Source organism: Paenibacillus sp. BK033 (genome assembly GCF_004345425.1).
GTDB lineage: Bacteria > Bacillota > Bacilli > Paenibacillales > Paenibacillaceae > Pristimantibacillus.
The window spans coordinates 514,665-534,826 of sequence record NZ_SLVP01000003.1; the positions used below are offsets into that span (position 1 = coordinate 514,665).

General features: G+C 52.0%; 20 protein-coding genes. 9 read left to right on the plus strand and 11 right to left on the minus strand.

The annotated features are described in order from the left end of the window. Positions 1-115: 115 nt before the first annotated feature. Together EV294_RS14475 and EV294_RS14480 are read left to right on the plus strand one after the other, a co-directional pair. A complete protein-coding gene (locus EV294_RS14475) occupies positions 116-1,273 on the plus strand; it encodes a metallophosphoesterase (RefSeq protein ID WP_132307882.1) in 1,158 nt (385 codons plus the stop codon). A gap of 87 nt (positions 1,274-1,360) precedes the next feature. After that, positions 1,361-2,305, plus strand: a complete 945-nt coding sequence (locus EV294_RS14480) for a hypothetical protein (RefSeq protein WP_132307884.1) — start codon at positions 1,361-1,363, stop codon at positions 2,303-2,305. A gap of 19 nt (positions 2,306-2,324) precedes the next feature. On the opposite strand, the gene EV294_RS14485 is transcribed toward EV294_RS14480, so the two are convergent. From EV294_RS14485 to EV294_RS14500, 4 genes are all read right to left on the minus strand, one after another. Continuing rightward, on the minus strand, positions 2,325-4,253 hold the full coding sequence (locus EV294_RS14485; protein WP_132307886.1) for an ABC transporter permease: 1,929 nt from the start codon (positions 4,251-4,253) through the stop codon (positions 2,325-2,327). Next, positions 4,228-5,004, minus strand: a complete 777-nt coding sequence (locus EV294_RS14490) for an ABC transporter ATP-binding protein (protein ID WP_132307888.1) — start codon at positions 5,002-5,004, stop codon at positions 4,228-4,230. The genes EV294_RS14485 and EV294_RS14490 overlap by 26 nt, the downstream gene beginning before the upstream one ends. A gap of 145 nt (positions 5,005-5,149) precedes the next feature. Continuing rightward, positions 5,150-6,208: a sensor histidine kinase gene (locus EV294_RS14495; RefSeq protein WP_132307890.1), complete on the minus strand. Its 1,059-nt coding sequence runs from the start codon at positions 6,206-6,208 to the stop codon at positions 5,150-5,152. Further along, the gene (locus tag EV294_RS14500) at positions 6,205-6,927 is read right to left on the minus strand and encodes a response regulator transcription factor (RefSeq protein WP_132307892.1); all 723 of its coding nucleotides are present in this window, start codon (positions 6,925-6,927) and stop codon (positions 6,205-6,207) included. The genes EV294_RS14495 and EV294_RS14500 overlap by 4 nt, the downstream gene beginning before the upstream one ends. A gap of 248 nt (positions 6,928-7,175) precedes the next feature. Between EV294_RS14500 and EV294_RS14505 the strand changes: the two genes are divergently transcribed. The 4 genes from EV294_RS14505 to pstA all read left to right on the plus strand — a co-directional run bounded on the left by EV294_RS14505 (position 7,176) and on the right by pstA (position 11,393). After that, positions 7,176-8,507 carry a TolB family protein gene (locus EV294_RS14505; protein ID WP_132307894.1) on the plus strand — a complete coding sequence of 444 codons (1,332 nt, stop codon included), beginning with the start codon at positions 7,176-7,178 and terminating at the stop codon, positions 8,505-8,507. A 79-nt stretch (positions 8,508-8,586) separates the two neighbouring features. Further along, positions 8,587-9,453: a phosphate ABC transporter substrate-binding protein gene (locus EV294_RS14510; RefSeq protein WP_132307896.1), complete on the plus strand. Its 867-nt coding sequence runs from the start codon at positions 8,587-8,589 to the stop codon at positions 9,451-9,453. Between the two features lie 87 nt (positions 9,454-9,540). Beyond that, the gene (gene pstC, locus EV294_RS14515) at positions 9,541-10,491 is read left to right on the plus strand and encodes a phosphate ABC transporter permease subunit PstC (protein ID WP_132307898.1); all 951 of its coding nucleotides are present in this window, start codon (positions 9,541-9,543) and stop codon (positions 10,489-10,491) included. Then, entirely contained in the window at positions 10,488-11,393 is a 906-nt protein-coding gene (pstA, locus tag EV294_RS14520; protein ID WP_132307900.1) for a phosphate ABC transporter permease PstA, read from the plus strand. The genes pstC and pstA overlap by 4 nt, the downstream gene beginning before the upstream one ends. 479 nt (positions 11,394-11,872) lie before the next feature. Here pstA and erpA read toward each other — a convergent pair whose 3' ends face one another. Continuing rightward, on the minus strand, positions 11,873-12,229 hold the full coding sequence (gene erpA / locus EV294_RS14525) for an iron-sulfur cluster insertion protein ErpA (RefSeq protein WP_127495565.1): 357 nt from the start codon (positions 12,227-12,229) through the stop codon (positions 11,873-11,875). A 297-nt stretch (positions 12,230-12,526) separates the two neighbouring features. Between erpA and mqnE the strand changes: the two genes are divergently transcribed. Together mqnE and EV294_RS14535 are read left to right on the plus strand one after the other, a co-directional pair. Then, the gene (gene mqnE, locus EV294_RS14530; RefSeq protein WP_132307902.1) at positions 12,527-13,630 is read left to right on the plus strand and encodes an aminofutalosine synthase MqnE; all 1,104 of its coding nucleotides are present in this window, start codon (positions 12,527-12,529) and stop codon (positions 13,628-13,630) included. Between the two features lie 70 nt (positions 13,631-13,700). Next, positions 13,701-14,768, plus strand: coding sequence for an NAD(P)/FAD-dependent oxidoreductase (locus tag EV294_RS14535; RefSeq protein WP_132307904.1), 1,068 nt, complete (start codon positions 13,701-13,703; stop codon positions 14,766-14,768). Here the strand turns inward: EV294_RS14535 and EV294_RS14540 are convergent. Continuing rightward, on the minus strand, positions 14,765-15,001 hold the full coding sequence (locus tag EV294_RS14540) for a YuzB family protein (protein ID WP_208403340.1): 237 nt from the start codon (positions 14,999-15,001) through the stop codon (positions 14,765-14,767). The genes EV294_RS14535 and EV294_RS14540 overlap by 4 nt on opposite strands. A gap of 87 nt (positions 15,002-15,088) precedes the next feature. Between EV294_RS14540 and EV294_RS14545 the strand changes: the two genes are divergently transcribed. Beyond that, on the plus strand, positions 15,089-15,331 hold the full coding sequence (locus EV294_RS14545) for a NifU family protein (RefSeq protein WP_015846404.1): 243 nt from the start codon (positions 15,089-15,091) through the stop codon (positions 15,329-15,331). A gap of 51 nt (positions 15,332-15,382) precedes the next feature. Here EV294_RS14545 and EV294_RS14550 read toward each other — a convergent pair whose 3' ends face one another. The 5 genes from EV294_RS14550 to EV294_RS14570 all read right to left on the minus strand — a co-directional run bounded on the left by EV294_RS14550 (position 15,383) and on the right by EV294_RS14570 (position 20,139). After that, entirely contained in the window at positions 15,383-16,153 is a 771-nt protein-coding gene (locus EV294_RS14550) for an SDR family oxidoreductase (RefSeq protein WP_243867325.1), read from the minus strand. Between the two features lie 33 nt (positions 16,154-16,186). After that, the gene (locus tag EV294_RS14555) at positions 16,187-16,894 is read right to left on the minus strand and encodes a Cthe_2314 family HEPN domain-containing protein (RefSeq protein ID WP_132307910.1); all 708 of its coding nucleotides are present in this window, start codon (positions 16,892-16,894) and stop codon (positions 16,187-16,189) included. Positions 16,895-16,920: 26 nt separating this feature from the next. After that, positions 16,921-18,687 carry a UbiD family decarboxylase gene (locus tag EV294_RS14560; RefSeq protein WP_132307912.1) on the minus strand — a complete coding sequence of 589 codons (1,767 nt, stop codon included), beginning with the start codon at positions 18,685-18,687 and terminating at the stop codon, positions 16,921-16,923. Then, positions 18,684-19,616 carry a COX15/CtaA family protein gene (locus EV294_RS14565; protein ID WP_132307914.1) on the minus strand — a complete coding sequence of 311 codons (933 nt, stop codon included), beginning with the start codon at positions 19,614-19,616 and terminating at the stop codon, positions 18,684-18,686. The genes EV294_RS14560 and EV294_RS14565 overlap by 4 nt, the downstream gene beginning before the upstream one ends. A gap of 172 nt (positions 19,617-19,788) precedes the next feature. Further along, positions 19,789-20,139 (minus strand): thioredoxin family protein, encoded by a 351-nt coding sequence (locus EV294_RS14570; protein ID WP_132307916.1) that lies wholly within the window; start codon positions 20,137-20,139, stop codon positions 19,789-19,791. Positions 20,140-20,162: the final 23 nt, after the last annotated feature.

A 20,162-nucleotide genomic window follows, 5' to 3' on the forward strand; every position in this document is an offset into this window, starting at 1 on the left:
GGCGAGACCATTGCCGGCCGCTCAATCCGCCTTATTTTACCCGGCATTTGCGGTGTGATATAGTAGGTTCACGAGTTTAACGAAACTTATATGCGACAAGTAAGGAGATGTCCAAGTGAAAGCTAGATTTATTCCCGTTATTACCGTCTTCCTCCTTGTATTTGCCCTGGTCAACTGGTACATCGGCTGGAATGGCTGGGTTTACCTGTCCACGCTGTTTGACCTCGAGCATGCCTGGCCGTATGGCATCATTGTCGGTATCCTCTCCTTCGCCTGGCTTATCGGACGGTTTGGACAGCATTCGGCTTCGCCGGTCCGGCAAGTCGCTTATTTCCTGAAATATATGGGCTCCTACTGGTTTGCCGTTATGGAATACGGCCTCCTCATTCTCCCTCTGGCGGATTTAGCCGTCTGGCTGCTGACGCTTGCTTCCGTTTCCTACAAAACAGCCGTTGCGTCCGTCGGCACGGTTACCTTCGTTCTATTGGCCTCGATCCTTATTCGGGGAGCTTGGAACGCCTGGACTCCGATTGTCCGCCGTTATGAGCTGACCGTTCCGAAGCAGGCCGGCGCTGTCCGGAAGCTCCGGATCGGAGTTGCCTCCGATATCCATCTGGGCACGGTAGTCGGCAACAAGCATCTTGGCCGCCTCATCAGCCACATGGAAGAGATGAAGCCGGATCTGATCCTGCTGCCCGGCGACGTTATTGACGACAGCATTGATCCGTTCATCAAGCGCAATATGGCGGCTACCATGAGCAAACTTAAGGCACCGCTTGGGATCTATGCCGTGCTGGGCAACCACGAATATATCGGCGGACACATTCAAGAGTACACCGCCCAGATGAAGGCGATCGGCATTCGAGTTCTTCTGGATGAAAATATTCTTGTTCAAGACAGCTTCTACATCGTTGGACGCAAAGATCTTGCTGCGCGTCATAGCGATCCGGAAGGCCGCTTACCGATCAGCGAACTGATTGCCGGTCTGGACAAAACCCGTCCGCTAATTATGATGGATCACCAGCCATCCGATCTGGAGCAGGCTTCCGTGAACGGCATAGACTTATCCTTATCCGGTCATACCCACCGCGGGCAAATGGCGCCTAACCATCTGATCACCCGCCGGATCTTCGAGCTCGATTGGGGCTATAAGCTGAAGGGCAATCTGCACGCCATCGTATCCTCCGGCTTCGGCTCTTGGGGCCCGCCGATCCGCCTTGGCAGCCGCTCCGAGATCATTCAGATCGATCTAATGTTTCAGCCGCAGCCTTAGACCTGTGGGCAGGGAATGAAACTTATAAGTCCCCAACCTCGTATAGAGTCGCAACCATCACCCTATTCCAGGAGGGAATTCCTACTTATGACAAATTCTTTGTTTGATCGTTTGACGGAAGCCAAGGAACGCAAATACGAGCTTGAAAGAGCCATCCGCAGACAGAGTCAATTCCGCTCCCGGTTAAACGAACTGGAACGGCAGATCATCCGTCTGGAGCTTGATCTGGAAGCCGAGCAGGCCGACGTCGATAAGCTTACGCGAATGACCTTGACGAATCTGTTTCACACGCTGCTTCGGAGCAAGGACGAACAGCTCGAAATGGAGCGGCAACAGGCGCTGGCCGCGGCGCTCAAGCTTACGGAGGCCAAGCAGGAGCTGGGCAAGCTGAAAGATGAGATTATGCAGGCCGGAATGGTGATTAGCGCCAATCACAGCGCTGAGCAGGATTATAACCGGCTTCTAGCCGAGCAGGAACAATTCCTAAGAAGCATGCCAGACAAAGCCGCCGAGCTAATGGCCATGGAAAGCGAGATTGCAGCCCATCAGGTTACGGTACGCGAGTTGAATGAAGCCTTTACGGCCGGCAGAAGAGTGCTTGCCTCTCTGGAGCCGGCCATCGAAAGCCTCGACAAAGCCATCAACTGGGGCAACTGGGATACGTGGGGCAACGGCGGACTTATTTCTACCCATATTAAACACGAGCATATTGACGATGCCAAGTCCTCTATCGCGGCAGCCAACCATGAGCTGAAGAGCTTCCGGGATGAGCTGGCGGACCTGAAGCGCAGTCTCGATATCCAATTCGATATCAGCGGCCTGCTGAAGTTCGGAGACTATTGGTTCGACGGGCTGATCACGGACTGGATCGTGCAGAAGAGGATCAAGGAGACGCAGGACCGCACCTGCGAAGCCGCGCATGAGGTCAGGACGGTAGTTAAAAAGCTGCAGGCGGAATATACAACCGCAGAGGCGGCGCTCAGCGGATTAAAGACAAAACGGATCTCATGGCTGGAACAGCAGCAAGCATGAGAAAAAAACGGCCGGCGCGTTAAGCGCTGGCCGTTCCTCTATTCAATCCTTTGGAATAACTCATGCTTGCGAGCAGGAAGTAAATCGTCTGCATAACGACAAAGATGCCGATAATCACAAACGAATACAGCCATACGCTGGATCCCATCAATCCGTCCAGCGCCTTCATCGCGAACAGCGCATGGATGGTGCCAACCAGACAAGGCAGATAGAATATAATGCCAATCTGGGTCACCGTTATTTTCCGAATCTCCTGCCTTGTCATTCCGATCCGTTTCAACGCGTTGAACTGCGCCTGATCCTCCTGCAGCTCCGTAAACATCTTGAAGTAAATCAAGCTGCCCGATGCGATAAAGAACAGCAGACTGATAAACAAGCCGATAAACAGCGTAAGCTGGCTTGTTTCCTTCATATTGGCAAAGTTATCCGCGCGATTGCGATTGACCTGCCCTTCGAGGTCTTCCCGAATTTGCAGCTTCTTAATCGCCGGACCCGCGCTTTCCCAATCCTTCACTTCATAGCCGTACCAGACAAGCTGCTCGTTCTCCGGTACATTTGCAAGAAGCTTCTTATACTCCCCGTCCTCCACAATAATCGTCATCCAGTTGAAATCGGTCTGATTCATGACACTGTCGGAAAGGGTTACCGATACGGCATAATCAATCGCTTTGCCCTGCACAGTCCCCTGAATCCGTTCAATAGGAGGGCTGAACGATCCCGGCAGCGCTACCGTATTCGGCTTAAGATGAATCGTCTTCTTCCCTTGCGCTTTCGCCAGACGGTTATAATCCGACTCCGAGATCATCATGGTGTCCGGGTTATAATCGATATTGTTCCCGTTGCTCCGCGTCAGCTTAATATGAGTTACGCTGGCTCCGTTCACAATCTTTGCATCGGTAACGGGATGGCCGGCTTCGCGAAGATGCGTCTTCAGCTCTTCCGGATCAATCACCTCATGGCTTTGGAGACCCTTCTCCATCACCGCAACCGCATAAGGATAGAACTGGTAAATCTGCTGTTTCGCGCTTACCTGCATCAAATAAAACGTTCCGGAGGCAGTCAGAATAACCGCGCTCATAATCGAGACCATAAACAGAATCCGCGCGTTATCCTTCAGCTTGTAGCCAAGCTGCGACAGAACCACCATATTCGTACGGTTATAAAAGAACGAATGGCGCCTCTGCAGGAAACGGATCAGCAGCACGCTGAACTGCGTGAACAGGAAATAAGTTCCCACCGTCACCGTTACGAGGATAAGCAGGGCCATATAAAAGAAATTAAAGGGATTCAACATAACCGCCATCGTGTATCCCGCGCCAAGGGATACAAGCGCCAGTGCTACAAGCCAAGGCGAGAACAGCAGCATGCCTTTGGGCTTGCGGCCGGCCTTGAAGAGCTCCACCAGCTCGGCTTTGCCGATCCGGAGGGAAGTAAGAACGGCAATCGCGACAAACAGGACAAAGAACCCAAGACCGGTCATTCCAACCGCCTTCAGCGGAGCGGCAAACGGTATCGGGTCCGTTACCTTCAGAAACACCGACAGGGCCATAAAGAACAGCTTGCTGAACAGCATCCCAAGCCCGATTCCAACGCCGATGGACAGAATAGCCAGGGCAATGCTTTCATAAATAACGAGCTTTCTCAGCTGCGCTTTGGTCATCCCGAATAAGGATAACAAGCCAAACTCCTGCTTGCGCGTTTTAAGGAAAGCCGAGTTGGAATACAGAACAAACAGAAAGGAGAAGATTCCGATAATGTAAAGGCAGAAAAGCATCCCTCTTCTTACCTTTGCCGCCTGTTCAATATGTCCGTTTACGACATCCGGATGAAAAATAAACGATGAATACATATAGAAGATCAGTACGGAAAATACGCAGCTTAGGAAAAAGGCGCTGTACGAACGCCAGTTTCCCTTCATATTGCTAAGCGCGAGCGAACGGAACGTCATCGAAATTACCTCCCAGTACACTCAAAGAATCCAGAATCTGCTGGAAGAACGCCTGGCGGTTCGCACCTCTCCGGATTTCGCTGAACAGCTTGCCGTCCTTAATGAAGACGATGCGTTTGCAATAGCTTGCCGAGAACGGATCATGCGTAACCATCAGAACCGTTGCGCCAAGGCGCTCATTCATATCCTTGAGCGCGTCCATAACATCCTTCGCCGCTTTGGAATCGAGGTTGCCGGTGAGCTCGTCGGCAAGCACCAGCGCAGGCTGGTGAATGATTGCCCGGGCAATAGCGGCGCGCTGCTTCTGTCCGCCGGACACCTCGTACGTCCGCTTGTCCAGGATACTGTCGATATTCAGCATAATCGCCAGCGGCTTCAGCTTCTCTTCGATAACGCGCGGCGCTGCGCCTTCAAGCACAAGCGGTAAAATAATATTTTCCTTAATCGTCATCGTATCAAGCAGGTTAAAGTCCTGAAACACGAAGCCCAGCTCTCTGCGGCGGAACAGCGCCAGCTTCTTGTCGCTCAGCTTGCCAGGCTGTACGCCGTTGATTTCCAGCTCGCCGGATGTCGGACGGTCAATCGTAGCGAGCAGGTTGAGAAGCGTTGTTTTCCCGCTGCCCGAAGGGCCCATGACGCCAACAAACTCTCCCGCTTCAATGTTCAGATCGATATCCTCAAGCGCCCGATAGGACATATTCCCTTTTGAATGATAGATCTTTCCAATCCCTTTCGTACGCAATACACTCATCGTAACAGCCTCCCCAAGACTTGCTCATTTGTTTTGATTATGGACTCAGTATAGCTCCATCCGCCCTTATCAACCCATCGATTTACCTTTCAATTGGAGGCTATGAATCTTACGATTTTGTCATGTTTCGCTCGCATCGGCGAATTTAACGCAACAAATGGATCCCTTCGGGACGGAACACAACCGTAACCTTCGTACCGGAACCAACCTCTGATTCGGCATACAGCTCGTGACCGAGACGGCCGCATACCTGCTTGGCCAAATAAAGCCCCATCCCCGTTGACTCCTCAACCGAACGGCCATTCTCTCCGGTGAAAAACGGGTCAAAAACCCTTGGCAGATCATGCGCCTCGATTCCGATTCCTTCATCTATAACTGACATCCTGACGGCGCTTAAATCCGGCTCCTGCTCGATGCTGACGATCAGCTTCTTTGAGCCCGGCTTGCGCTTCGAGTATTTGATCGCATTGCCGATCAGCTGATTCAAAATAAACGTCAGCCATTTCTCATCGGTCTCCACAACCGCCTCTCCGTCTATTCTCGGATATATAGCATGCCGTATGCAGAGCTGCTTGTGGGCGTTTATTACGCTGCGGGCCGCTTCGTGAAGCGCCACCGAACGGGGATGCAGATCAAATTCGATTTTGTCGAGCCTCGCCGTATGCAGCATCATATCGAGCCCTCTTGTCATCCTGCCGGTCTCCTCGCGGATGCTTTGCAGTCTTTCGGAATGGGCGGGCGGAACATCCCGCTCCTGCAGCGCTTCCTGGACAAGCAGATCAATGACCGAGACGGGAGTCTTCATATGGTGAACCCATTGCAGAACGAAATGATTATGCTGCTCCTGCTGCCGGCGGTACTGACTGAGATCCGTCAAATAGGCGCCGTATTGCGCAGCCAACAGCTTCTGCACGGCAAGCTGCTCTTTGGTGACGCCGGAGGATACCACCATCGAAGCATTGAGCTCCGTTCCGTGTTCAATCGCATCCTGAAGCTGCTTGTAATAGCCGCGCTGACGAAGGTAGTCAACGGCCAGTCCAATAATCAGCAGGAAAACCGCAAGCTCGGCGTAATAATAGACAAGCCCCGCGTCCGCTCTCTCGTAACGAAGCTTATCGAGAGAAAACATCGCGCACGCCATGAAGGAGCCTGTCAGGTAGGTTGCGATCAGAACTTTCCGATCCCAAAGATAAGCACGGATCATGCTTTGGCCTCCTGCAGCGCTTCGGCGCTCAGCCGGTAGCCTTGTCCCCGGACCGTCTCAATCGCTTTTAGAATGCCGATCTCTTCGAGCTTCTTGCGCAGCCGGGTGACATTAACGGTTAACGTATTGTCGTCCACAAACTGAACATCATCCCATAATGCCTCAAGCAGCTGCTCCCTTGCCACAATCTCATCGGGCCTCTTCATGAAAGCCTCGGCCAGCAGCCGTTCGTTCTTCGTCAGCTCCGTCCGCTCTCCCTGCCATTCCAGCTCGTTGCGGCTAAGATTAAGGCGCAGTCCCTTCAATTCGAGCTCGGCGGATGCCGCCGCCGAAGCGGCCGAAGCCGCGGCATATTCCCCGTATGCCCGGCGCAAAGCTCCCTTTACCTTCGCGAGCAGCAAATCCAGATGAATAGGCTTCGAAAGATAGTCGTCTCCGCCATTTTCAATAGCCATCACCTGATCCATCTCTCCTTCGCGGGCTGAGATAAACAGAATCGGGACGTTAGACCTTGTCCGGATTTGCCTGCACCAATAAAAGCCGTCGAAATACGGCAGATTGATGTCGAGCAGAACCAGATGCGGATCATACGACGCAAACTCCGCCAGCAAATCCTTGAAGTCAGCAGCCCTCTTCGCTTCAAATCCGTATTTCTCCATGGTTGATTTCAGTATTGCTCCTATTTTGTCATCGTCTTCGATGATGAATATCCGATACATGCCGGCATTCCTCCCCATTGTCATTTTAGGATAGCAATTTCGCCAGTCCCATTCAACCTAGGTCTTTCTTCACAAAATCATTACAATTTCTAAATAATGGGATAATATTCCGCTGTTAGACTAGCTATGAAATCGAAATAGTTCCGACGCGGCTTGACGGGGGGAAAAATCAAGGCCATTCATACATACCGGCGTAGTGCCGTCGGACCTAGCAATTATTCGAAAATAAGAAAGGTGACGAACTTCAAATGAAAAAAGCAGTAGTCATTTCCGTGCTCGCTACAGCAATTGGAGCAGCAGCTGTTACACCCGTAATGGCGCAATCGGCCGTACAAACGGCACAAGCGGTTCAAATCGGTTCCATTACCGTTTCCATCAACGGCAACTCTGTCGCAATCCGCACGATTGACGCGCAAGGCGTAACGCTCGCATCCGTTCGCGACCTGGCGAAAGCTCTTGAAGCTTCCCTGAATGTTTCGGGCAGCACAATTACCGTTCAATTGAACCACAATGTCGTTAAGCTGAGCGATGCCGTGACTGTAAACGGCACAGCATTCGTTGAACCGGTAAGCTTCCTTGGCAAACTGGGCGCAGGCTACTCCAACGGCAACATCACTTCGATCAAATTCCTCGAGAATGTCGATCAAGTGACTTGGGTAAACGCTTCGAAGCTGATCGCGTCGATCACTGGCGAGAACGGCCGCGAGGATTATCTGGTTGACGCTGCGACAGGCAAAAATGAACTGCTGCTTACTTCGTCCGATACCTCCGAGCTGATCGTGTCCCCGGACGGTTCGAAAGCCGCTTATTCCGAAGAAGACGGTACGGTTAACGTCATTGATTTGAGCACGAAACAATCGACAAAAGTAAGCACGGATACTTCGATCAAAAACGAAATGGTATTCTCGGCTGACGGCAGCTCGATCTTCTTCTTCCAAGGCGACAAAAACTCCGTTATCTGCAAGCTCAGCCTGGCTGACGGCAGCGTAACAAAAATTCTGGAAGACAAAGTCGACTACAAAGCTAACCTTACGGTATCCGCTGACGGCACTAAAGTGGCTTACTTCCAAATCAAACAGCCTGTTGTTAAAAACGACGCCACGGACGTAAGCAAGGATGACGTCACGATCGACCCAACAGGTACGGAAACGCAAGCTTTCTTCTACGACTCGGCTAAAGGCGACAATAAACCGGTTCAGCTGACGAAGGATGCAAGCGACAAGGCGTTCCTGGAACTGTCCGCTGACGGCTCCAAGGTTTACTACGTAAGCATCGGCGAGGATAACGTTGGCAGCGTTGCCTCGGTAAACACGGCTTCTCTTGAAGCGGCAAACGTCTACAACGCAGAAGACGTGTACCAATTGAACCAAGCTGACGGCAAATTGATCGTCTTGACTGCAAAAGGCGATGCAAACAGCATCAGCGCCATCGATCCTGCAACTGGGACGGCAAGCAAGCTGTACGGCGTATCGGATGCGGTATCCGAGCTGATCGTATCGGGCAAAGGCGATATCGCCGCAATCAGCAACGACCAGCTGGCTGTTCCGGTTAACGGCAATTTCACAACGATTACCCGCTAATCGATCCACAAGCACAACTATTTTAGCTAATGCATACGAAGCGTGAAGGCTTCACATTCATTTAGGAGGAATAATGAAAATGAAACTGAAATGGCTTAAAGCGGCTACGGTAGCCGCTCTTATCGCAACCATCGGCTTTGGCTCCGTTCAAGCCCCTACCAAGACGGAAGCAGCTAGCAAGCTGTCCGGCAAAATCGTCATCAATGGCTCTTCCGCTCTTCTCCCGCTTACTCTTCAAGCGGCTAACGAATTCAAAAAACTGAATCCGAAGGTTAAAATCTCCGCTTCGGCAGCCGGTTCCATCACGGGTCCTCAATCCGTGCGCAAAGGCATCGCCGATATCGGCGCGGTTGACTGGGATGCTACAAAAGCGGTTCCCGGCTTCGAAGCTTTTACGGGCCAAGTCGCTAACAAAGTAGCGGTTACTCCATTCGCTGCCGTAGTAAACAAAAGCGTTACGGCAACCAACCTGACTACAAAACAGCTGCAAGACATTTTCTCCGGCAAAGTAACGAACTGGAAAGAAGTTGGCGGCAAAGATGCGGATATCATCGTCGTTAACCGCGCATTTGGTTCCGGCACCCGCGTTAACTTCCAACAAAAAGCGCTGAACGGTACGGACTTCATGACAAAAGGCTCCAACTACAAAGAAGTTAAAACAAGCGGCGACATGAAAACAGCCGTTGAGTCGACTCCTGGCGCTATCGGTTACCTCGACTTCGCTTACATCACGACAAAAATGACCGGCGTAAGCATCAACGGTGTTGCTCCTACTGTAGACAACGTGATCAACGGCAAATACAAAGTTTGGGGCTATGGCTACTACATGACGAAAGGCCAACCTACAGGCGTTGTTAAAGAATTCATCAAATACGTGCAAAGCGCCAAGTTCCAAAACGGTTCGCTGAAAAAGCTGAAATTCATCCCGCTTTCCGCAATGAAATAATCCTAGTCAATCGAATATAGGTAACGGCGGCCGTCTTTCGCGAAGCGACAGGCGGCTGCTTGCTACCGAAGGAGCCGATCAATCACTATGTTAGATACTTCATCCACTGCGGGCCAGATCGATCTGGGCGGCAGTCTTTTGACGGGAAGCGGCAAGCCGTTTGACCGCAGGAAACGCCTGTTTGTGATGAACCGCCTGTTCCGTTACGTTTGTATTGCCTGCGCCGGTTTTGTGTGTCTGATCCTTTTCCTTATCCTTGCGCTTATGTTCCGCACCGGCGTATTGACCTTTGGCGACGTATCCTTCTCCGAATTTTTCCTGTCCACGGAATGGAGTCCGGAGACCGAGCAATACGGCGGATTGTTATTCATTTTCGGCACGTTTGCCCTTACTTTGCTGACTTTGATCATTTCCGTTCCGCTCTCGCTCCTGATCGCGGTCTTTCTGTCGACCTTCGTACCGGCATGGCTGAAAAATACGCTTCGTCCGGTCATGGACCTGCTCGTCGGCATTCCGTCGGTTGTTTACGGTTATCTGGGTCTCACTGTTCTTATTCCCCTAATCCGGGACGTTACCGGTACGGGCATGGGCGACGGCTTGCTTGCCGCGTCTCTCGTATTGACCATCATGGTCCTGCCGACGATCAGCAGGATCAGCGATGACTCCATTACCGCCGTACCGAAGAAATACAGCGATGCGTCCTATGCTCTTGGCGCTACCCGTTTCCAAACGGTCGTAAAGGTGCTTATTCCTTCCGCACGCAGCGGTATCCTGTATGCCGTTATTCTTGGCATGGCCCGCGCAATCGGCGAAACTATGGCGGTTGTTATGGTTATCGGCAATACCCCGCAAATCGCGGACAGCCTGCTTAAGCCTACCTCGGTATTAACGAGTAATATCGTTATGCAGATTGCCAACGTTCCGTTCGACTCCACTTGGAACTATGCGCTGTATCTGATGGGCTTCCTGCTGCTTGCCATCTCGCTTCTGATGATCGTAGGCGTACGCTGGCTGCAACGGAGAGGAGTACAATCATGAGCAACGTAAACACCGCAGTAAACGCAACGAATCCTTTCCGCGGCAAAAGAGGAATCAACAGCTTTAATAACCGTCTGTTTACGATTCTGGTCTGGACCGTTGGCATCGCCATCGTTCTCTTTATTCTCGGCCTCCTGTTCCTCATACTGAAGGACGGCCTGCCGAAGCTCTCCTGGAACTTCCTGTTCGGCCTGCCAAGCGAGATTGAAGAAGGCGGCGGTATCGGCCCTGCTCTTCTGAACTCCTTCTATATCCTGTTCCTGTCGCTTGTGATCGCTATTCCGCTGGGGATGGCGGCAGGCATTTATCTCGCCGAATTTGCGCCGGATAACAAGCTGATCTCGTTTGTGAGGATTTGCGTAGAGGGTCTCGCTTCCGTCCCTTCAATCATCTTCGGATTGTTTGGCATCGCCCTGTTCGTGGAAATGTTCCAGCTTGGCCTGACGATTCTCGGCGGTGCTGTCAGCCTGGCGTTCTTGAACCTGCCGGTTCTGACCCGCGTAACGGAGGAGTCCATCCGTGCCGTGCCGAAGGAACTGAAAAATGCTTCCTTTGCGCTGGGGGCTACACATTTACAGACGATCGTTCGCGTCTTGATCCCTGCGGCCATGAACGGAATTATTACCGGGATCTGTCTTGTCGCTGGCCGCGCATTCGGTGAAAGCGCCGTTATTATCCTGACGGCCGGCGTTACGACCTCCGGCGAAATGTGGGATTTCAGCCTCTTCTCGCCGGGCGAGACGCTTGCCGTTCACCTGTGGTATGTCCAGTCCGAGGCTATCGTTCCGGACGCCCAGGATATCGCCCAGAAGTCGGCGGCGGTACTCGTGTTCTTCGTTCTGCTCATCAACCTGGTGTTCCGTATTCCTCTTTGGATGAATTCTCGTAAGATGCAGAGGTAAGCGGAGGTCACTACCTAAGTAAATGCTCCTTCGACCGCTGTTGCTCGCGATTTCTTTGATTATATTTTAAGGTAGGAATCCCCGAGCAAAGGCGGGCACTTCGTTTCTCAAGAGCATTCACTTCCTCCGTTCCTCGGCCGACTTCTTTTTTTTAACAAAAAACCGGCGTCCGCTAAATGGGACGCCGGTTTGGTTTAGGCTAGACAGGTTGTGTTAGCAACCTGTCTAATTGGTCACAAAAGGCTGGCTGAGCCTGGCCTTTTGCGAACGCTTTTGTTTGGGTGCTGTGCGCCGTACAGGCGGAGCAAAAGAATGTTCTGGAGAAACGGAGTGCTCGCTTTTGTTCCCGGAATCGTACCTTGTACGGTTCATTCATAGATTCCGGGAACAATGGCGATTGGAAGAACATTCTTTTGCGGAGCCTGCATACTGGCGAATCCCCAACAAAAAAGCTGAGCACAGGCGTGCTCAGCCCAATATCAGCAGTCGCTATCCGGCTTGCCAGCCGCCGCAGCGGTACGGAAGCTCGAGCCGCAGCCGCAAGTAGCGGTTGCGTTCGGGTTCTCGATCGTAAAGCCGCCGCCCATGGCCGACTCTTTCCAATCGATGATAAGACCGTATAGGTACTTCAAGCTTTCGTCGTCTACGACCACTTTCAGGTCCGCGACTTCCATCGACTTGTCGTTCTCGTTCTCTTCATCGTCGAAGCCCATGCCGTAGGAGAAGCCCGTGCAGCCGCCTTCCTTCACGCCAATGCGCAGGAACAGCCCGGGAGTGCCTTCCTCCTCAAGCATTTCTTTAATTTTGTCAGATGCCGATTCACTAATCGTGATCATGCTTCTTCCCTCCTCTATATAAATAAAAATAAATGTACCGTTATAGTTACAGTATACTCCTCTTCCTCCGCTTCCTCAAGAGATGAGAGCCTTCCTATTGGAACGAGTTGAAGACTTTAGGTGTTGCCGCCTTTTGCGTACGGGTTTATAATAATGGAAGCTTTCTTAATCGGATGAGCAAGTTATTTTTTTCACAAAGGCATAGCCTGAATTTATTCCACTCTTCCTTGAACGGTAAATGGCAGCATGCCGCAGCACCACACCTAACTAACTTTTGAGAAAAAGGAGGTTGCCAAGATGAACATCGCCATTCCATCTGATAATAAGCAAATGCAGTCGATTATCGACAAAGTCCGAAACGGGGAACGCCTTACGCTTGAAGACGGTGTATTCCTGTATCAATCGGATGATCTGCTTACGATTGGGCAACTAGCTAATGAAGTTAACCTTCGCAAGAACGGGAAAAAAGTTTATTTTATCGAAAACATGAGCTTGTACTTTACGAACGTCTGCGAAGCGCATTGCGCATTCTGCAATTTCCGCAAAGACGAAGGCGCTCCGGGCGCTTACACCTTATCCGGTCAAGAAATGATTGAATACGTAGAGCAGCACTTCCATCCCGGTGTACGAGAATTCCATATTGTAGGCGGGCATAACCCGCATGTTCCGTTCCAATATTACGTCGATTCCCTGAAGGCCTTAAACGAGCGCTTCCCCGAAGTAACGCTTAAAGCCTACACAGCTGCGGAAATCGACTTTTTCTCGCGTATTAGCGGCTTAAGCTACAAGGAAGTACTGCAAGAGCTTATGAAGGTCGGCCTCAAATCGCTGACCGGCGGGGGCGCAGAAATATTATCCGATCATTACCGCAAAAAAATGCGCGTCGATAAAGCCGACGTCAGCCAATATTTAGAGGTGCACCGCACCGCTCATAATCTTGGCATGCGCACGCATACGACCATGCTGTACGGCTCGATCGAATCGCATGAGGACCGCATCCGTCACATGATACAGATCCGCGAGCTTCAAGACGAAACGAACGGATTCCAGGTATTCATTCCTTTGTCGATGCAGCCGATTAATCCGAAAGCAGGCATCCGACGCCGCAACTCGGCCTTCGAGGATTTGAAGACGATCGCGATCAGCCGCCTGATGCTGGACAACATTCAGCATATTAAAGCTTACTTCATCAACATCGGCACGCAGCTGACGCAGGTCGCGCTGACGATGGGCGCATCCGACGCTCACGGCACCATTGTAAAAGAAAAAATCAGCCATGCGGCGGGCGCTCTTACGCCGGAAGGCATTACGCGCGAGGACCTCTTATGGCTCATTAAAGGAGCCGGACGTATCCCAGTGGAGAGAGATACGTTCTATAACGAAATTAAAGTATATGAGTAATCACGCGGCTAGACGCACATATTAGGCACACACAAGTCATTCATCATTTTGGAGTTGGGTAGGGAATCATATGAGAAAATTTGTTATTTTGGGCGGCGGTTACGGCGGCCAGGCTATCGCGGCGGACGTGATCGAGAAACAGCTGCCAATCGACGTGGAAGTCATCCTCGTAGACCGCATGCCTTATCAAGGCCTTAAAACAGAGTATTACGCGCTTGCGGCCGGAACGGTTTCGGATATGGAGATCCGCGTGAAATTCCCGCAGGATCCGCGTCTGACAACCCGATTTGGGGAAGTTGTAGATATTGACCTGGATAAAAAGCTTGTTTACCTGGAAGGTCAGGATCCAATCGATTACGAATGGCTCGTAATTGGACTTGGCTGTACGGATAATTACCACGGCATCGAAGGCGCGGAAGAGTTCTCGACCAGCATCCAAACCCTTTCGAATGCGCGCAAAACTTACCAGCTGCTGAACGATGTGAAGCCTTATGGCCAAGTATCGATCATTGGCGGCGGTCTTAGCGGCGTAGAAGTGGCTGCGGAGCTGCGCGAAGCGCGATCCGACCTGAACATCCGCATCATTGACCGCGGACCAAGCGTCATGTCGGCCTTCCCTGGACCGCTGCAGAAGTTTGTGGCTTCCTGGTTCAGAGAGCATGAAGTGGAGATGCTCAGCCACATATCGTTATGCCGGCTTGAGCAAGGCGCTCTGCATGACTCGAACTCGAATCAAACGATTCTAACCGACGTTACGGTATGGACAGCCGGCATTCAGCCGATCGAAATCGTACAGCGCATGAATCTGCCGAAGGACAAACAAGGCCGGCTTATCATCAATGAATACCATCAGCTGCCGGACTATACCGATGTCTTTGTATGCGGCGACTGCGCATCGCTGCCGTTCTCCCCTAGCGGGCAAGCGGCCGGCGCGCAAGGCAAACAAATTGCGGAAGTTATTCATGCCATCTGGAACAACAAAACGCCTAAGCTTGGCAAACTCAAGCTGAAGGGCGTTATGGGTTCCCTTGGCAAGAAGAGCGGCTTTGGCCTCATGGGCAACACGCCTATGATGGGTAAAATTCCGCGCTTGATCAAGAGCGGCATACTCTGGAAATCGAAACGCCACTTCGGTTAATTTTGCTTGGCGCTGATGGTTTCACGAATACGGCGGTCTAGGTCCTCTATGGATTCGGCAGCGATAATCCTGCCGTCAACTAACGCGAATGGCTTCAAATAACATTCTCCGCAGTTGCCGAGACAGCCGTATTCGACCACCTTCAGCCGTTCGTCTTGTTCAAGCTGCTTCATAATGCTTTCCGTTCCGTGATGCATGTTGCCGTTGCAGAACTCGATAAGCGGTTTTGACAATTTTTTGATCACCTGGCCTTAACGGTTGATATCCATTTTCATTCCTCGCACTTTGTACTATAATAGGGGAGAAAGGAGATGATTGCAATGAGTCAAGCACAAGATACAATGTACGACGAAGTATTGGACGTACTGGATAAATTGCGTCCGTTCCTGCAACGCGACGGCGGTGACGTTGAACTGGTAGACGTAGAGGACGGCATCGTTAAACTTCGTCTGATGGGTGCATGCGGAAGCTGCCCAAGTTCGACAATTACACTGAAAGCCGGTATCGAGCGCGCGCTGCTCGAGGAAGTTGAAGGCGTACAGGAAGTTGTTCAGGTATTCTAAAATGCAAGAGTCTTGCCCGCTTCAAGCTGGCAAGACTCTTTTTTTTGTTCCTTATAACCCGATAATATTCGATCGAATCGCATCAAATCCGCCGGTTACGTTAATGATGCTGCCGGTCAAATAATCCGATCTCGACTGGCAAAGGAAGCCAATCACTCTCGCGATATCTTCCCCGGTTCCCGGTCTTCCGACCGGCGACTCGAATTCCTTCTCGCAAGCCGCCTCGTCAATCGTCCGTTCCTTGTTCAAGCCTCGGATATCGCCGGGCGCAATCATGTTGACGGTAATGCCGGAAGGCGCCTCTTCGACCGCAAGCGACTTGGTGAAGGAGACGAGACCCGTCTTCGCCGCGGCGTAAACGGCCCTATGAGGCCACGCTCTGGCTTCGTCCGCGTGTCCGAAGCCCAGATGGATGATGCGCCCCCAACCCCTCTTGCGCATGCCCGGAAGCAGCTTATGGTCCAGCAGCATCACGCCAAGCAAATTGCCATTTAACAATTGAATGATAGCGTCTTCATTATAATCCGCAAACAAGCGCCGCTCGCGTATAAACGGGCCCGCGTTGTTCACCAGGATATCGATGCCGCCATTCCAGGCTTCCGCTTCGGCTGCCAGCTGCGCTACCCCTGCCGGAACGGATATATCGCCTTGCATGGCGGTTGCTCTTACGCCAAGCCGCTCAATCTCGCGCTGAAGCTCCAGCGCCTCCTGCCTGCTCCCCAGATAGTTTAACACGATGCTGCAGCCAAGACTTGCGAGCTGCAATGCAGTCCGTTTGCCAAGCCCTTTGGCGCTTCCGGTTACAAGCGCCGTTCTGCCCATCAGCTCCACGCGCATTCCTCCCCGCGATTTAGCCTACCTGGTTCGTATTAGTCCGCAAGCATAGTCAAAGGTTAGGCGTAATGATCCTGTCACCATTTGCAGTCCATGCTGGAGATCGTCCGATTGTGCCTCGATATTTTCTAACTGCACTTCCTGTCCGTACATTTTATGAGCTTGCGCAAGATCATCCTGCATCTCCGTATTCATGTAATGAATTTCGGTGTTGCGGCGCTTCCGCAGCCGTCCCATCGGTTCCTTCAGACTCTCCTTGATGTCGTTCAGCTTCCAAGTCAAATCCGGATGCGCCTTCTTGTCGCGCATATTGCGCAGAACCGTAAAGTAGGAGAAATGCGGCTTGATCTTCTCCGTTTTCAAATCAAGGATGTCATTAAGAAAGATGCTCAGCTTATCCAGCAAGGCAAAAATGCGGATAAACGCGTTTTTGTCAAAATAAACGTAGCGCTGGTAATTGAGCCCTTCCTCCTCCGACATCTGGCTGACGGAAGGGGACTTGATCTTCTCCTTAAACCGCCTGGCCGCGTAGCAGCTTTGCTCGATTTCGTTCAAGGAAGCGACTAAGCCCTTCGTCCACACTTCGTACGTACGGAGCTTATGGTCGTTGTCTTTGCCCGCTTCGATCTTCTCATGCAAAATGGCGACAAACTGATTCATCAGCTGTAACGTTTCCGCAAGGCGGCCTTGCGGCTCCCTCTCCGGTTCATCAAATAGAAATCGCAGCATCGGCCATCCCCGCCTCTCTTCGCAACTTAGGATTTGAAGTACTCGTTCCATCTGCTGTCAACCAGCTTGGTAATATCCTCGCGCGCGAACAGTTCTGCCGGATAGCCCGGCTTCATTCTCGCATCGATAACGATTGGCAGCTTGTAGCCAAAATGATGACGGCGAATTTCGGCATTCGCGTAAATATCATCCGCCGGATTAAACCGTGTGAACACCGTCCACAAGAAGGACGTTTGCCCATGCGCAACGTTAGCATCATCCACCAGGATAACAAACGGCCATTCCGTGCCGCGCTCCGACAGCCTTGTCAGCAGGCGCTCCGCAAGCTGCGGCTCTGCTTCATAGGATGCGCCCGATACAACAAGGCATCCGCGGCAATACACTTGGGCGTTCGTAATTTCCTCGATTACGCCTTCTTTATAGCTGGAAGGCAGCTCTCTGACCGGCTTGCCGACGCCAAGCATAACCGCTTTGCTGCCGTGGTTGAATTTACCGCTCGTATAATCCAGCGTATCATGGGAGGTTTCATCGAATACAAACAGATCCGTCTGCGGCTGGAACCGCTCAAGCACGGTCTCAAGCAATACGTCAAACTTAGACAGGTCAATCGGCTGATCCGTCAGCATCAGGAATTTGGTCAAGGTCAGCTGGCCTTGGCCCAAAATACTGAAGGCTGTCGACAGCGCCTCGCGGGAATAGGATTCCCGGACAACGGCTGCGGCAAGCGCGTGTACGCCGGCTTCCGCGTATGCCCAGAGCTCATGCACGCCCGGCATAACCATCGGGAAGGCCGGTGCCAGAAGGCGCTGCAAGTATTCGCCCAGATAGTAATCCTCCTGACGGGGCTTGCCCACAATCGTCGCCGGATAAATCGCATCCTTGCGGTGCCAGACATGATTGACGTTAAAGACCGGGAAATCATGGATAAGCGAGTAATAACCGAAATGATCGCCAAACGGACCTTCCGGACGGCGGAGATGCGGCGGCACTTGTCCGCTGATGACAAACTCGGCTTCCGCCGGAATGCGGTGCTTGCCGTGCGGGTCGGATACAACCGGCAGCTTGCCGCCCAGGATAAGCGAAGCCATTAAGAGCTCCGGCAAATGCTCCGGAAGCGGCGCAATCGCGGAAGCGATCAAGGCCGGCGGTCCGCCGAGGAAAACGGATACCGGCAGCGCTTCGTTCCGCTGTTCGGCTTCATGATAGTGGAAGCCGCCGCCTTTATGTATTTGCCAGTGCATGCCGGTCGTTGAATCGTCAAAGATTTGCATGCGGTACATCCCTAGATTATGCGCTTTGCGTGATTTTAAGCTCTCCGTATAGACAAGAGGCAACGTAATAAACGGACCGCCGTCCTCCTGCCAGCTTGTTACGCGCGGCAGACCGGCCAGCGGATTCTGACGCTTCAACACTTGCAGAATGGGCGCCGTGCCGCTTGGCACTTCCTTCATGCCTACCTTCATCATGTCCCAGATCAGCTTTTTCTCGCCCCATATCGCTTTTGGCGTTGGCGGCATAATACGGTCCGCAGCGCCAACGATTTGCTTCATGATTTCTTCCGGGCGTGTACCAAACGCGAGGTCAACCCGGCGGCTTGTCCCGAACATATTCGTCAGAACGGGAAAAGGACTGCCCTTCACGTTGGTGAAAAGCAGTGCCGGTCCTTCCTCTTCGATAACGCGGCGGTGAATTTCCGCCAGCTCCAAATAAGGATCTACTTGCGCGTCGATAACAAGCAGATCTTTCTCTTTTTTTAATACCTCTACAAATTCACGCAGGTTTTGAAAACTCAAGCGTTCTCCCGTCCTTCCCGCAGCCGCCAGGAACGTATCAGCATATCACACAATATCCCAAACAAGCCCGTTATAATTAAATTATGAAGCAGGTTCGTAAACAGGAACCAGTCATCGTTGCCGATTGTCTCCGTCAGCAGCGCACCGCTCAGAATTTGAGCGATAACGAGAACGAGAGCCCAGCCGGCGGATTTCGTAAGACCTTTGCCTTTGCCGCTGATTTTGCGGACATGGATATACAGACCAATTAGAGCAAGACCAAAAATAAGTGCACCTAAACGATGGATAAAAACAGCTGCTGTCGCGCCTTGAAGCTCAGGCACCACCTCGCCGTTGCATAACGGCCAGCCCAGGCAGCCCCCTGCTGACTCGGTATGGCGGATAAACGCGCCGAGATAAACAACGATGTAACAGAAGATGGTTACGGCCAGCATCCGGGGATAAATCGCGCGGGGCACCGTAAATTCCGCGGGCCTGCCGTCTTTTGCGCGATACGACCATACAACGAGCAGCAAGGTAAAGGCAAATGCAATTAAGGAAATGCCGAAATGAATAGCCATAACGGCGTCGGACTGATACCATACGACAGCGGCCGCGCCCATAAGCGCTTGAATGACCGTGAACAGCAGAGCGCCGCTTGCATAGATAAGCGGCTCTTTATAATCCGCGTTGTTTTTCCGGAACAGCAGGTATATGGCAATAAAGGCTGCCACGACGAGCAGTCCTTCAAATCCGGTAATCAGACGATGGGAAAATTCGATTGCGGTTTCCATTGTATACGCAGGAATAAATTTACCGTTGCAAAGCGGCCAATCATCACCGCATCCGCGTCCGGATCCGGTATTCGTAACTAATGCTCCGGCAAGAAGAACAAAAAGCATTCCGATGCACGATGCGAGAGCAAGCGCGCGAAAACGGCCGGTAACCATAATAAAATCACCTTATTTCGGGTTTTGTTGTCACCTCATTATAGCCATTATAGGGGTCAAAAGCCATGTTGAAAATGTGACACTTCCTAGGGTGTGACAGTTCCGTGGCAATGATGCGCGGGCATAAAAAAGTGCGGCTCGGAAGGAGTTCCTGAAGCCGCACGATTGCCATTTATTCATCTTGGGGTAATGCGTCTGCCACCTGCACCGCCCGGTCCAGAAACTGTTCGATTTCCTCCCGCGTCTTGCGCAGCTTGTTCACGTAACGGATCAGCTCTTTGCCGTTACGGAAAGCAATAAAGCTTGGAATGCCAAGAATGTTCAGCTCGGAGCAAAGATCGGGCAATTCGTCCCGGTCGATTTCATGGAACGAGATCTTGCCGCTGTATTGCTGCTCTACGTCCGGCATAAACGGATCGATGTAGTGACAGTCCGGGCACCATGTCGTTTTGAAGACGACCACCGTAACCCCGTCGCCTTGGACGGCTTCCCGGAAGGCTGCGTCCGTTGTCAGTTTGTTCATCGTTGTCATCCTCCCTGCTCTTG

Excerpts from the sequence above, each read along its gene's own strand:
- EV294_RS14480 (WP_132307884.1), top strand. The coding sequence starts at position 1,361 with ATGACAAATTCTTTGTTTGATCGTTTGACGGAAGCCAAGGAACGCAAA.
- EV294_RS14485 (WP_132307886.1), bottom strand. The coding sequence starts at position 4,253 with ATGACGTTCCGTTCGCTCGCGCTTAGCAATATGAAGGGAAACTGGCGT.
- EV294_RS14490 (WP_132307888.1), bottom strand. The coding sequence starts at position 5,004 with ATGAGTGTATTGCGTACGAAAGGGATTGGAAAGATCTATCATTCAAAA.
- EV294_RS14495 (WP_132307890.1), bottom strand. The coding sequence starts at position 6,208 with ATGATCCGTGCTTATCTTTGGGATCGGAAAGTTCTGATCGCAACCTAC.
- EV294_RS14500 (WP_132307892.1), bottom strand. The coding sequence starts at position 6,927 with ATGTATCGGATATTCATCATCGAAGACGATGACAAAATAGGAGCAATA.
- EV294_RS14505 (WP_132307894.1), top strand. The coding sequence starts at position 7,176 with ATGAAAAAAGCAGTAGTCATTTCCGTGCTCGCTACAGCAATTGGAGCA.
- EV294_RS14510 (WP_132307896.1), top strand. The coding sequence starts at position 8,587 with ATGAAACTGAAATGGCTTAAAGCGGCTACGGTAGCCGCTCTTATCGCA.
- pstC (WP_132307898.1), top strand. The coding sequence starts at position 9,541 with ATGTTAGATACTTCATCCACTGCGGGCCAGATCGATCTGGGCGGCAGT.
- pstA (WP_132307900.1), top strand. The coding sequence starts at position 10,488 with ATGAGCAACGTAAACACCGCAGTAAACGCAACGAATCCTTTCCGCGGC.
- erpA (WP_127495565.1), bottom strand. The coding sequence starts at position 12,229 with ATGATCACGATTAGTGAATCGGCATCTGACAAAATTAAAGAAATGCTT.
- mqnE (WP_132307902.1), top strand. The coding sequence starts at position 12,527 with ATGAACATCGCCATTCCATCTGATAATAAGCAAATGCAGTCGATTATC.
- EV294_RS14535 (WP_132307904.1), top strand. The coding sequence starts at position 13,701 with ATGAGAAAATTTGTTATTTTGGGCGGCGGTTACGGCGGCCAGGCTATC.
- EV294_RS14545 (WP_015846404.1), top strand. The coding sequence starts at position 15,089 with ATGAGTCAAGCACAAGATACAATGTACGACGAAGTATTGGACGTACTG.
- EV294_RS14550 (WP_243867325.1), bottom strand. The coding sequence starts at position 16,153 with ATGGGCAGAACGGCGCTTGTAACCGGAAGCGCCAAAGGGCTTGGCAAA.
- EV294_RS14555 (WP_132307910.1), bottom strand. The coding sequence starts at position 16,894 with ATGCTGCGATTTCTATTTGATGAACCGGAGAGGGAGCCGCAAGGCCGC.
- EV294_RS14565 (WP_132307914.1), bottom strand. The coding sequence starts at position 19,616 with ATGGTTACCGGCCGTTTTCGCGCGCTTGCTCTCGCATCGTGCATCGGA.
- EV294_RS14570 (WP_132307916.1), bottom strand. The coding sequence starts at position 20,139 with ATGAACAAACTGACAACGGACGCAGCCTTCCGGGAAGCCGTCCAAGGC.